At 61.2% G+C, this 12,195-nt stretch carries 16 protein-coding genes; 12 read left to right on the forward strand and 4 right to left on the reverse strand.

Going from position 1 to position 12,195, the window contains the following annotated elements; translation table 11 throughout:
• Position 1: 1 nt before the first annotated feature.
• The 3 genes from TUZN_RS05110 to TUZN_RS05120 are packed head-to-tail and all read right to left on the reverse strand — an operon-like array spanning position 2 to position 2,336.
• Complete coding sequence (locus TUZN_RS05110) at positions 2-1,201, reverse strand: cytochrome b N-terminal domain-containing protein (protein WP_013679885.1); 1,200 nt, start codon at positions 1,199-1,201, stop codon at positions 2-4.
• Positions 1,198-1,782, reverse strand: a complete 585-nt coding sequence (locus TUZN_RS05115) for a QcrA and Rieske domain-containing protein (protein WP_013679886.1) — start codon at positions 1,780-1,782, stop codon at positions 1,198-1,200. Before TUZN_RS05115 ends, TUZN_RS05110 begins: the two co-directional genes overlap by 4 nt.
• A complete protein-coding gene (locus TUZN_RS05120; RefSeq protein ID WP_013679887.1) occupies positions 1,779-2,336 on the reverse strand; it encodes a hypothetical protein in 558 nt (185 codons plus the stop codon). Before TUZN_RS05120 ends, TUZN_RS05115 begins: the two co-directional genes overlap by 4 nt.
• Positions 2,337-2,548: 212 nt before the next feature.
• Between TUZN_RS05120 and TUZN_RS05125 the strand changes: the two genes are divergently transcribed.
• The 12 genes from TUZN_RS05125 (at position 2,549) to TUZN_RS05180 (ending at position 11,879) form a co-directional block, all read left to right on the forward strand.
• The gene (locus TUZN_RS05125) at positions 2,549-2,812 is read left to right on the forward strand and encodes a hypothetical protein (RefSeq protein ID WP_013679888.1); all 264 of its coding nucleotides are present in this window, start codon (positions 2,549-2,551) and stop codon (positions 2,810-2,812) included.
• Positions 2,799-3,233, forward strand: coding sequence for a cupredoxin domain-containing protein (locus tag TUZN_RS05130; protein WP_013679889.1), 435 nt, complete (start codon positions 2,799-2,801; stop codon positions 3,231-3,233). Before TUZN_RS05125 ends, TUZN_RS05130 begins: the two co-directional genes overlap by 14 nt.
• Complete coding sequence (locus tag TUZN_RS05135) at positions 3,230-5,641, forward strand: cbb3-type cytochrome c oxidase subunit I (RefSeq protein ID WP_013679890.1); 2,412 nt, start codon at positions 3,230-3,232, stop codon at positions 5,639-5,641. The genes TUZN_RS05130 and TUZN_RS05135 overlap by 4 nt, the downstream gene beginning before the upstream one ends.
• Positions 5,638-5,841: a hypothetical protein gene (locus tag TUZN_RS05140; protein ID WP_013679891.1), complete on the forward strand. Its 204-nt coding sequence runs from the start codon at positions 5,638-5,640 to the stop codon at positions 5,839-5,841. The genes TUZN_RS05135 and TUZN_RS05140 overlap by 4 nt, the downstream gene beginning before the upstream one ends.
• Positions 5,814-6,428, forward strand: a complete 615-nt coding sequence (locus TUZN_RS05145; RefSeq protein WP_013679892.1) for an SCO family protein — start codon at positions 5,814-5,816, stop codon at positions 6,426-6,428. The genes TUZN_RS05140 and TUZN_RS05145 overlap by 28 nt, the downstream gene beginning before the upstream one ends.
• Complete coding sequence (locus TUZN_RS05150; RefSeq protein ID WP_052886302.1) at positions 6,425-7,303, forward strand: protoheme IX farnesyltransferase; 879 nt, start codon at positions 6,425-6,427, stop codon at positions 7,301-7,303. The genes TUZN_RS05145 and TUZN_RS05150 overlap by 4 nt, the downstream gene beginning before the upstream one ends.
• The gene (locus TUZN_RS05155; protein ID WP_013679894.1) at positions 7,300-8,109 is read left to right on the forward strand and encodes a hypothetical protein; all 810 of its coding nucleotides are present in this window, start codon (positions 7,300-7,302) and stop codon (positions 8,107-8,109) included. The genes TUZN_RS05150 and TUZN_RS05155 overlap by 4 nt, the downstream gene beginning before the upstream one ends.
• A complete protein-coding gene (locus TUZN_RS05160) occupies positions 8,106-8,717 on the forward strand; it encodes an SCO family protein (protein WP_013679895.1) in 612 nt (203 codons plus the stop codon). Before TUZN_RS05155 ends, TUZN_RS05160 begins: the two co-directional genes overlap by 4 nt.
• Positions 8,708-10,249: a hypothetical protein gene (locus tag TUZN_RS05165; protein ID WP_013679896.1), complete on the forward strand. Its 1,542-nt coding sequence runs from the start codon at positions 8,708-8,710 to the stop codon at positions 10,247-10,249. Before TUZN_RS05160 ends, TUZN_RS05165 begins: the two co-directional genes overlap by 10 nt.
• A gap of 19 nt (positions 10,250-10,268) precedes the next feature.
• Entirely contained in the window at positions 10,269-10,700 is a 432-nt protein-coding gene (locus tag TUZN_RS05170; RefSeq protein WP_013679897.1) for a copper chaperone PCu(A)C, read from the forward strand.
• Positions 10,697-11,164, forward strand: coding sequence for a hypothetical protein (locus TUZN_RS05175; protein WP_148678600.1), 468 nt, complete (start codon positions 10,697-10,699; stop codon positions 11,162-11,164). The genes TUZN_RS05170 and TUZN_RS05175 overlap by 4 nt, the downstream gene beginning before the upstream one ends.
• A 142-nt stretch (positions 11,165-11,306) precedes the next feature.
• Complete coding sequence (locus tag TUZN_RS05180; protein ID WP_237698275.1) at positions 11,307-11,879, forward strand: hypothetical protein; 573 nt, start codon at positions 11,307-11,309, stop codon at positions 11,877-11,879.
• 18 nt (positions 11,880-11,897) lie between these two features.
• Here TUZN_RS05180 and TUZN_RS05185 read toward each other — a convergent pair whose 3' ends face one another.
• On the reverse strand, positions 11,898-12,191 hold the full coding sequence (locus TUZN_RS05185; protein ID WP_052886304.1) for an ArsR/SmtB family transcription factor: 294 nt from the start codon (positions 12,189-12,191) through the stop codon (positions 11,898-11,900).
• Positions 12,192-12,195: the final 4 nt, after the last annotated feature.

The raw sequence follows: 12,195 nt of genomic DNA on the forward strand, positions 1-12,195 counted from the left end.
GCTAGCCCACAGGCGTCGGCGTGCCTATATAGGGCACGACGTAGTCGGGCGGAGGCGTTATGCGCGTCAACGGCGTCAAGGGCTTCGGTATGTCTATCAAGAAGCCGAGCACGGTGCCATAGCCTATTATGGCCATGTAGAGTATGGCTATGAGGACCCAGACCCACCGCTCCTCCAGCGAGTTGCCTCCCTTCCTATCTATGAGGGGCACAATTAGGGCGAACAAGACCATGAAGATGGGTATCCCGACCGATATGAACGGGTTTATCGCCTTGACATAGGTATAATACCACTCGACGGGCCACGGAGGCCTTACGCCCGAGGGCACGGGCTGGCCGGGCAGCCAGGGCTCCAACAACGGCTGGGGGAACACTGCGACGAGCAGAAGCAACACGCTCAGCTGTAGCAACAGCTGGCCGACGGTCAAGGCGAATCTGTGGGGGTAGAAGGGCTCCGTCTCGGCAAGGGCCCTCTCCCTAGCCGCGTTGTTCTTCGTGGGGGGAGGCGAGACGCCGCCGTAGAGTATGCCGTTTATCTTGAGCCCCAGCAAGACCAGAATAATGGCGGGCACCACCAGCACGTGTAGCGTGTATATGTCCTTCATTATGCCGCTCGTTATGAATGTGCTGCCCAACACGGAGACCACCACCTGGCCCACGGGCACCCCGAAGTACTCCAGATATCTGAATATGTTGAGGCCTATCTGGAGGGCCAACGCGCCGTCTAGGTGGAGGGGCAGGATATAGCCCAACACGGCCTGCGTCACCGTCAAGACGCCCAGCAAGACGCCGAGGAGCCACAGGGCGCCGCCGCCCCTGCGCTTGTAGGAGCCCAACACGAACTTGGCGAAGAAGTGGGTTATCGCGGCGAACACCATCATGTAGGCGGCCCATAGGTGTATCTCGCGTAGTATGAAGCCGAGGGGGGTCAAGTAGGCGATCTTGTAGACGGAGTAGTAGCTCTGTGATACCTCGGCGCTTCCGCCTAGGGTCTGGATAGTGTAGGTCGGGGTGACGCCGGGCGTGTAGAGGACGGCCAGGACCATGCCGGTTATGGCCAAGATCACGAAGCTCATGGCTGCGACGTCCCCGAACCAGTAAAGCGGGTTAAGGTTGGCGTAGCGCGGCACCGGGTGCTCCAGGAACTCCTTGAGGTGGAAACGCTCCAGTATCAGCTCCCAGAGCCTAGATATGGGGTTCATATGTACGCCCTCAAGGCGTATACCCTATCCCCCTTCACGGCGACCTTTATGGGCCTCAACGGGCGCGGCGCCGGCCCCGCCACCACTGCGGCCTCGAGGAACAAGGCTCCGTTGGGGCAACCCTTCGGATCCGCGCATATCTGGAACACCGAGCCGTGGCACGGACAGCCAAAGCCCGAGAGGTAGGGCCCGCCCAGCGGGTTCACGGGACAGCCGAAGTGGGTACACACTATGTTGTAGGCGGCTGGGTACAGCTTGCCGTCCGTGGCGCGGACCAGGCCGAACACGGCGGGTATGGCCAACGAGCCCTTCTGGAGCAGGACGAACTTAGGCCCCTGCTCCAGCTCGCTTATAGGCACCGAGTACTGATCAGGGCAGTTATCCACCGACTCGCAGAGGACCACCTCGACCGACGCGTAGCCCGACTTGACCACGTCGGCTCTATGGAAGGAGAGCAAGGCGGCGGCCAGCGGCGCCGTGAGGGCCCCCACGCCCAGCGCCACCGACGAGCCTATGAGCAACTTGATTGCCTCCCTCCTGCCAGCGGCGGGGACGTCCCCTGCCTGGTTGCAGTCGCTCATGACGACGTCGCCTTATCGGCCGCCTCCTTCAACATCTCGACTATGGCCTTAACTATGTCGGTCCAGTTGGCGTACTGTTGCTTAAACGCCGAGACCTGCGCCTGCATTATCCCGGCGTAGCTGGGCGGGTTCTGGAGGAACTGCTCTATCAGCTGGGCAGCCTTCTGGGGATCCGCCGCCGGGTTAGTCAGCCCGTTCTGCTGGAAGTACTGCGTCAGTACGTCGCCGGGGACGCCGGGGTTGCCCAGCAACGCCTTGCTGAGATCCGGCCCCACGTTGCCTCCCTGGATGCCCAGAGACTGTATCGAGTGGCAGAAGACGCACCCTATCGTCTTGAAGTACTTAATGCCTATAGAGGCGAGGGTGGCGTTGTAGGGCACGAGCTGCGCCGAGGTCGACGACGGCACCGAGGACGATGTGGCCGTCTGCGGCGGGGGCGCGGGCGAGGTCGGGCTTGTTGTCGAGGGGACAGAGGAGAGGAGGCTTAGGGCGACGCCGGTCGCTATGACTATCACTACTATACCTCCGATGAGGACTAGGGTTGGTGTCTTCATGTCCTCATGAAAGTTTCATTTTTTAAACATTTTCCCTAATTAGATAACAACGTAGTATTATATCATAATATTGTAAAAATTACTTATATACAAACTGATAAATATTTATTTAATATATTATTATTATCATTATTGTTCTATTTAATACCATATTTCAATTTAAAAAACAATTAGAGTAGCAACACTTAAAAACTCGAAGGAATATCTGGGCCATGGATGTCCCAAATAGTGTAAAACTTGCTACAAAAGACTATATAGTGTGGATATCTATTGTCCTCGCCATATTCTTCGTATGGCTTGTGGCGGGGGATTTCGGCAACCCGCCGGCTCCGGTTGTGTCGCCCATCTCGGCCCGTATATTCAGCCTATACACGACGACATATATCGGCGCTGGCGTCGTCGCCTCTATCTTTCTGGGCACCATGATGTTCTTCGTATACAAGTTCAGGGTCAAGGAGGACTATGGAGAAGGCTAAGATTTTCGAATACGCCACCATATTCGGCGCGGCCGCCGTGCTGGCATACCTCGCGACGGCCGCGGGCATAAACCTATACTACATAGACAACTACGGCAACGTCTACAGCCACCAGCCCTACGAGACCATCAAGGTGATAGCGAGGCAGTATGTCTGGGAGTTCCAGTATCCCAACGGAACCACCTCCTTCAACACGTTGGTCATCAAGGCCGGCCAGCTCTACAGGCTCGAGCTGACGTCGGCAGACGTGGTGCACGCCTTCTACGTGCCCGACCTCGGCATAAAGTACCAGGCAGTGCCCGGCTTCGTCTACACTATATGGCTTAAGGTGGACAAGCCCGGCACCTACCTCGTGGAGTGCGCCGTCTACTGCGGACCGGGCCACTACCTAATGTTGGGCAAGATAGTGGTGGAGCCATGAGGCTCGGCGAAAGGATCTTGGACTACCTCACGACGACGTCGGCCCACAAGATAGGCTTGATGTATCTGGCGCTCAGCGTGGTTAACTTCATCATGGCGGGCCTCATGGCGCTTTTCATAAGGACGGTTATAGCGGCCACGCCCCCCGCGACCCCCACGTCGCTGGTGTCGCCGAACGACTACTACTGGTTCGTGTCCCTCCACGGGCTCGCCATGTTATTGCTGTTCGCGATGCAGGCGGTGGTCGGCATGGCCAACATAGCGGTGCCCAAGCTCATAGGCGCGCCCGATCTGTACTGGCCGAGGATAAACGCCCTCTCGTTCTGGCTACAAGTGCCGTCGTCCGTGCTCATGTGGTCCGCGCTGATGTACGCGTATCAAGGCGCGGGGACGGGGTGGACCCTCTACCCGCCTCTGTCGACCGAGCTGAGGACTCTAGGCGTCGATTTGGTCCTCCTGGCGATAGTCATATCCGGCATATCGTCCACGCTGTCCGGCATAAACTTCATATTGACGATAACTAGGCTGAGGCGCCCCGACATCAAGATGTTGGACATGTCGCTGTTCGCCTGGAGCATATTGGCCATGTCTGTGTTGATGGTGGCCGCCCTGCCGCCGCTGGCGATGGGCGCAGTGATGCAGTTGCTCGAGAGGCATCTAGGCATGACGTTCTTCGCGCCCAACCCCGACAACCCGCTGGCGAGCGGCGACCCCAGGCTGTGGCAACACATCTTCTGGTTCTTCGGACATCCGGAGGTCTACATACTGGTGTTGCCGGCCATGGGCCTCGTGTCCGAGCTAGTCCAGAGGTTCGCCGGGCGTAGGGCGTACGGGTATACGGCTATAGCGGTCTCCTCGGTCGCCATAGCCTCGATAAGCTTCGCCGTGTGGGTACACCACATGTTCGTGGCCGTGGAGGACTGGATAACTAGAGTGGCCTTCGCGGTGGCGACAATGGCCGTGGCCATACCCTCGGGCGTCAAGGTGTTCAACTGGGTCGCCACGCTCTACGGAGCCCGTATAAGGCTCAGGGCGCCCATGCTGTACGCCTTGTCCTTCATAGGCTTCTTCATTATCGGCGGAGTCACCGGCGTCTTCTTCCCCGTAATACCCGTGGACCTCGACCTCAACAACACCTACTTCGTCTTGGGCCACTTCCACTACATAGTCAACGCGATAGCCCTCGCCGTGCTCGGCGCCTTGCTCTACTACTTCCCGCACTTGACCGGGAGGTGGTACAACGAGGGCTTGGCCAAGGCCGCCTGGGCCCTCTGGGTCTTCGGAGGCGGCGTTACCTACAGCCTGATGCTGGCCGCAGGCGCCTTGGGCATGCCCAGGTGGTACGCCGCGGTCCCCACCCCGAGCTTGGAGCCCTACGCCTTAGGCATGACTGTGGGCAGCTGGATGATAGGAGCGGGCGCGGCTCTCTACCTCATAAACCTGCTCTGGAGCCTTAAATACGGCAGGCCCGTGAGGAACCCGGAAGATCCGTGGGGCGTCGCCAAGATCGGGCTACCCGACGTCGTGAAGCCCGCGGCCGAGCCGGAGCACGTCCACACGCCGTGGCCGGCCATAGTGGGCCTGGGCACCCTGCCGCTGGCGCTCGGCGTCCTCAACATACTCACGGCGGAGCCGACGAGCATAATGCGGGGCCTCACGTCGCCCTCGCCCGAGCTGGGGTGGGGACTGGTGGCCCTCTTCGCCGTGCTGGGGCTGGGCTGGTTCTGGTCCGACATGGTTAGGCGCGCCTTGGTGATACGCTCGCTCAACGGCGGGTACGTCCACTTCGAGTTGCCGAAGCCTCCCAGCGTCTGGAAGGACATACACGCCACGATGGGCTGGGTGATACTGTCCGAGGCCGTGCTGTTCCTCACCCTCATATCGTCGGCCTACTACGCGCGCATAACGCTGTACCAAGAGTGGACAAGCGCCGCGCAGTCGGCCCCCGCCTTGCTCTCGCCGTTGGCTATAGCTATGTCGATCGCGTTGTGGAGCAGTAGCCTCACGGCGTCCATGGCCAGGAGAGAGTTCGTGGCAGGGCGCGTCGGGAGGTTCTACGCCTTTCTGGCCGTAACGATGGCGCTTGGCCTCTTCTTCGCGCTGTCCCAGTTCCTGCTCGAGTACCCGCACCTAATGCACGAAGGGTTCGTCCCCACGGCCAGCATATTCTCTATGTACTTCTTCTCCATAGTGACGCTACACGGCTTCCACGTACTGATAGGGCTGACCTTCTGGGCCTTCGTGGCCTTGTTGACCCGCCTCGGCTACTGGACGCCTAAGAGGGCGGCCGGCGTCGAGGCCGCCGAGTACTACTGGCACTTCGTCGACGGCATATGGGTCCTCGTATTCCTCACGTTCTACGTAGGCGCAGTGAACAGCCTGCCTCCGCCCGCCGCGTTGCACGCATGACGCCGCTGAGGGCAGTGTCGTTGGCCATCGCCGTCGCGCTCTTCATATCCGGCCTGGCCATAGGCATATACACAGCGGCCGTGGGCAGGTTCGCGGCTGACTACGTCGCGTCTTTCTGGACGCTGGCTGCCATGGCCTATTCGTACGCCTACTTCGCCAAGTGGTACGAGAGATGGCTCTCGGAGTCGAGAAAACAGTAAGGGCTCTCCTCTTCGCCGCATCTGCCGCGCTCATAGCGGCCTACTCGGCGCTCCACCCCGCAGTTCTGGAACAGCCGTACAGGAGCGTCTTCCCCCTCGAGATCAAATATTTCTGCGCCCCCGTGAGGCTCCCGCACATCGAGCTGGTCGACCAGTACGGGCGCCAGGTGGGCTTCCCTCCGCCGGGCGTCTTCGTGCTCTCTTTCGGCTATACCCACTGCCCGGACGTATGCCCGCTGACGTTTAGAGTGCTTAACCAGACCCAGAAGCTACTGCATCTGTCGGTCTACATAGTCACTGTTGATCCCGCCGGCGATACCCCGGAGAGGCTCCGCATATACGCCGAGGCCAACCACTACAACTTCACCTTCTTGACCGGCCAGCCCGACGCCTTGCGGGAGGTGTGGAACGCCATGGGGGTCTACGTCCAGGAGGCCCAGACGCAGGGCGGGTACGTCATATACCACAGCGTGGTGATCGCCTTAGTCGTCAACGGCACGGCGGTCAGGGAGATAGACGGCTTGCCGGACCCGACGTCCATAGCCAACTTCTTTACAAACTCCAGCGCGTGTACAAGGACGTCATGACCTCCCGAGACGTGCAGATCGGTCCGAGAAACCGCCGGCGGAGGGCCTTTTGCTACGTCGTCTTGATGAAGCCGCGGGTCATCTGGCTTCTGGTGCTCGCCTCTGTAGCCGGATACCTCTACGCGGGCGGTAGAAGCCCAGTATCCCTGGCCGAGCTCGTCGCCGTCGGCACGCTCTCGGCCGGCGGCGCCGCTGCTTTCAACCACTACTGGGAAAGGCGCGAGGACTCCGTCATGTCTAGGACAAGGGCGAGGCCGATTCCTGCAGGTTGCGTGGAGCCGCGGCGGGCGCTTGAGTTCTCTCTGGCGACGACCGCCGTAGGCATCGCCCTCGCCCTCCTCTGGCTGGGAGCCCCCGCCGCGGCCTCGGTGGCTCTAGGGTGGTTCTCGTACGCAGTGGCCTACACAGTTATTCTGAAGAAGCGGAGCATCGCCAATATCTTCGTCGGAGGCCTCGCCGGCGTTGCCGCGTTTATTACGGGGTGCCTCTCGGCGGGCTTGCTGGACGCCTCTGCCCTACTGCTGTCGGCCGCGATCTACCTCTGGATCCCCTCGCATATATGGTCTCTGGCCTACGTCTACAGACAGGACTACGCCAGGGCCGGCATAAAGATGTTGCCTGTGGTCCTCGACGACAGGAAGGCGTCCGCCGTCATCTCTGCCCTGAACATCTTCTCGGCGGCCTACATGGCGGCCACTTTGCTCTTAGTCTCGCCGATAGCCGCGGCCGTGCAAGCCGCGGCGTCGGCCTACGGCGTGTACATATCGGCGCGCTCCCTCGCGGGCGGGGATCCGGGCTACTTCTGGCGTATGTTTAAGGCGTCCGGCCCCCTCTTGACGGTCTACCTCGCCCTAATCGCGGCCGCGAGGCTATGAGGCGGCTGCCGCTTTTGGCCTACATTCTGATCGTCGCCACGTCGTTCACGGGATCCCTCACGGCCGGCCTCGGCGAGGGCCTCGACTTGGGCTCCTCGTGGCCCGGCGCGCCGGCGGCGCTCTTGGCTCAGCTCGCGGGCGGGAGCGTCGAGCCTCTCCACAGAATCCTGACGGTCTTGGCCGGCGTCGCGGTGCTCGCGGCCTTTCTAGCCAACTTGAGGAGGAACGCCCCGGCGTCGGCCGGCATGTTGGCGTCCCTGATAGCGACGGCGCTCACCGGCCGGCTGATCCTCCTCGCGCTGGCGGGCCAGCTGAGCCCGCCGTTCGACCTGCTCGTGTACCCCGCCAACAATCTGCTCGCCCTGTCGTCGGCCTCGTTCGCCCTCGCGCTTGCTGTGGATTCGGAAATCCCGTGGAGGAGGCCGGTGTTGTTGCGCGGCGCCGCGTTCTGGGCCGCGACCGCCAGCGCTCTGGGCGCCTTCCTCCTGGGCTTCCAGAAAGTCGAGCGCGTCGACGTGCTGTCGGGCCCGCCCGTGTTGCGGGCTGCGCTGGGCCTCCACATAGCGGCGGCCCTGCTCGCCATAGCCCTGGCGATGTCGGCCTACAAACACAGAGCGGGCAATGGGGCGTTGCAGAAGGCCGTGTTGTGGGCAGCCGCGGCCCAAGCGCTTATAGGGCCCGTGGTCCTTATAGGCGATCTCTCCAGCTACTGGTCGCCCGGCTTCCCCGTGGCTCTCCACACGGCGGCCGCCCACCTGCTGGCGTCGACCTGCATAGTGGCCTACGTCAGGTCTAGAAGGGCATGAGGATGGCGACCATTCTCCTGGTCCTGCTGCCGGTGGCCTCACTCGCCGTATACTACCTCGCGTTCCGCGGGACTGCCGGCCAGTCCCCGGCCGACTCCCTGGGGCTTCCGCAGGCCGTCTACACGTGCTATCCTCCCGGCAAACGCCCCCAAGCCTACGACTTCAACTTGACCGACCAATACGGCGAGCGGATCGCCCTCGACCAGCTCTGGAACAGACCAGTGTTGTTGACATTCACCTACACCTACTGCCCCGACGTATGCCCTCTGGTTAACTCCTTGCTGAATAGGACCTTGCCGTTGTTGGGCGGAGGGGTAGTGGCGGTGGACGTGACGCTCGACCCACAACACGACACGGTGCAGAGGCTCGCGGCCTACAGCAAGGCCAACCACTACGACTGGCTCTTCCTCACAGGCCCCGAGAGCTACCTGGAGGGGATCTGGAAGGCGTACGGCGTGACGCGGATCGCCCAGCAGAACTACATAGCGCACAGCATAGTGTTCGTCGTCATATACCGCGGCGAGGTGTTGGGGAGGGTCGACGGCATGCCGACCTCGCCCGAACAGCTCGCCTCGTTTGTCAAGACCGCGCTGGCCGGATGCGGATAGCGGCGATAGCCTACGCGGCCGCGCTGGCCGCGTCTCTCGTAGGCCTTCTGCGCCCCAACAAGGCGTCGCGGCTGGCGTATCTGGCGTTCCTCGCCGGGCTGGCCGGCGGCAGTCCTCTAGAGATCGCGTCTTCGGCCGCCGCGGCGTTGGCCCTCCCCGGAGACGATAGGCGTATCCACGCCGTCGCCCTCCTCATATCGGTCGCCTTGTTGTTGCCCGCCGGCCCACAGCCCTACTCGATCAACGGCATAAGCATGGCCATCTACACGCTTGCGGTCCTCTCGGCAACCCTCTCGGCCGCCGGGCTTTGGCTCGGCTGGGGCCTTGCCAGCTCGGCGATAGCGGTGAGGTTCGTCTTCGGCCTCTACGGCGGACAGCCTTGGAGCTGGAGCCTCTTCGACGCGGCGTTGGCCGGCGCGTGGCTCGCCTCACTGGCCTCGTTCCACGCTGGCTCTAGACCCCCCAGATGGCCTCTTATGGCCATCCTCTCGGCGATCTCCTGGACCTCCGGCGGCGGGGCGGGCGCCTACGTGCTGTCGGCCGGGGCGCTGGCCTCGTTCTTCTACGAAGCCGCCGCGTTGAAGCCCGCGCCGAGCTTGAAGGGGTATATGGCCGCAGGTGCCTACGCCTTGTCCTCGGCGGGGCTCTTCGCGACGTCTTTGTTCCCCATGGCGGGGATTTATATGGAGGGCGACTTCTTCGTCAGAGTGCTCGAGCCGGTCATGGCGGCCGCGGTTCTCGCCGGCGCCGCAACGGTGGTCAAGGCCTCGCTTAGGGGCACCCCCTACCTCATCCCCATCCCGCTGTCGCTCGCCGTCGCCGCCGCCATGTATGCCGCGGGCTTCGACCCGTATTGGGCCAGCTGGGGCGTCACGAACATAGCCGTGCCGGCGATCGCGTACTCGGCGCTGTACGCCGCCGCGGCGGCTGTTGCCAAGGGACGGCGCGGCCCGTGGCGCGCCCTACACGCCGCCGCCATGGCCTCCGTGGCGCTCCTCGCCATATCGGGGCCCTACGCGTACAACTTCAACTACACCAAGGCCGTGCCAGCGGAGCCCGGCGCCGTGGCGCTGACCTACCTCACCTGGCCATATCCAGGATCCGCCTCGATCCTAAACGTGACCATACATAGGGAAGGGGGCTACGTGGAGACGGCGTGCGGCCCGTTGCCGCGGGGCCTAGTCGCCGTGGCTAAAGTGGACTTGGACGGGTGGAGGGCCGACGTGGCCGTGCAGTACGGGGTCGAGCAGGCGCTCGGCCGGAGCCCGGCGATCGGCACAACGTTCGTGCCCGGCCCCGACTACATCGTGGTGCTGGGGCCTGCCTACAACGGCGACGTGTCCCTACTGGGAGCCCTCTACTGGGAAGTCGCGGGGAACTCCACGTGTAGGCCGGCCGCGGCGGGAGCCGCGCCTGACTACTGGTACCTCGGCTTTAGGCCGGTGCCTCTGGCGACCCCCACGGCGGTCCTGCTGGCGCTCTTCGCCGCCTTGCACGTAGCGTACCTCGTTATATACACAAAACTTAAGTAATTGACATTAAAGACAACTTATGAGGAAATTTGTTATAATAAGTGTGATTGTGATCGCCGCCGTGCTGGCCTATCTATACGCCAGGCCCACTCTGCTGATAACGTCGCCTTACGCCGAGCTGTCTCCCCCCGATCTAGGGCTTGTAGGGTTCACCGCATTTAACCTAGGCCTTAGGCCGGTCTGCATAACATCTATCGGCGGCCTGCCGCCCGGATTTCTATACCAGTTCCATCGTGCAGTAGTAAACGGCGATGTGGTCGCCATGGAGGTGACGGACAAGATCTGCATAGGCCCTCTGTCTTCGGTAAGGCTAGGCGAGGCCTCCTATCACATAATGATCGAGGGCAATATAACCTCTCTGAGATTGTTAAACCTAACTCTCGTCGCCGACAACGGACAGCTCATACGGCTGTCGGTAAAGCCCTCCATGGCGGCGGGCCCGCTTTCGTGATGGTGGAGAAGAAGCTCGCGTACCTAGTGGGGATGGTAGGCGCCTTCACGTTCCCTGTCGAGGGCGTGTTGTTGCCGGTGTCCATAGCGTCCCACATAGTACTGTTCATAACGTTCGCGTGGCTGGCCGACGTCAGGAGGGCGGCCGTCTGGATGGGGACCGCGTCGGCGGCCACTCTATCCACGTGGGCTCTGCTGGGCACGAACCCCGTGAGGATCCTCCTGGCGCTGACCCCCTTCTCGTCGCAGAACATGCCGGTGGTCGCCGGGCTGTGGCTTTTGTCGGCGTGGTTCTATTGGGACGTGGTGCGCCTTCTTGAGCGGAGCTCTTGGACCTTGGCCTCCGCCGTTCTCTACGTCCTCGGCGCAGGCCTTCTGCCGTACAAGATAGGCTCTGTCTTCCTCTCAGCGGCCTTCGTCGTGTTGGGCATAAGGATGGGCATCAACTCTACTAGAACAGAATAATATAGATAAAACAATATTGTTTTTATTAATTCAATATAATTAATTCTAAAAATTAGATATTTTATTATAGATATAATGTGTAATATATATTAATTGCTTCATATTGTTTACAACACTTATAAGCTTGTACACAAGGCTGTGCGTGACGAGCCGCTCCCATATAGCCGTGTCTAAGGATGTGGCCGAGAGGCTCGCCGCTGTGGCTAAGGACCTCGGCATGACCCAGTTTGCTCTGGCCAACGAGATATTGACGTTGGGCCTCGACATGATCTCCAACGGCATCACCACGGCGCGCGTCCGCGAAATAATGACGCTCTACAAGATCTTGACCGAGATAGAGGTGGTGCCGGTGCCGGCCCGTATCTTCGACAAGCTTATAGTCAACTCCTACAACGTAGATAGGGAGAGCACCGTCAAGGCGTGGTGCGAGGCCGGCAAGACCTTAGCCGCCTACATAAAGGCCATGTTCGGCTCGCTGAACAACATATCGTCTCTCCTCCCCTACCTCTCCGACATATTCCCCTCCAAGAAGTTCGAGGTCAAGCTTACGGAGGACGAGTTCGACCTAAACATAGTGGGGCTGGGCTACAGCGCGGAGACCGTCGAGGCCAACGCCGCCGCCCTGCGCTGTCTGCTGGAGGATCTCGGCTACAAGATAGAGGAGCTGATAACGGCCCCCGGCCTGCTCAAGGCAAAGGCAAAAAAGGTGGGCTAAAGTATATATTTTTATATATTAGTACTTAGATGCTATCTCGGCTATCTCGTCCCAGCGGGACACCACGTCCTCCGGCACGAAATAGGGCGCCCCGTAGTGCTTCGCGACCCTCCTCACGAGGCCGAAGCTCTCGAGGGCGTCTAGATGGCGGCGGATGACCTTGTAGTTGACGTTCAGGGCTCTGGACAGCTGGTTGGCGTTCATGGGCCTCTCCCGCAACTTCTCCAGAAGGGCGAACCTCAGCTTGCCCGACCGAGATCCGAATAGCCATATTAGCGAAGCCCTGTACGCGTCGGAATTCTGTGCAACCATGTTA

Source organism: Thermoproteus uzoniensis 768-20 (genome assembly GCF_000193375.1).
Classification (GTDB): Archaea; Thermoproteota; Thermoprotei; order Thermoproteales; family Thermoproteaceae; genus Thermoproteus; species Thermoproteus uzoniensis_A.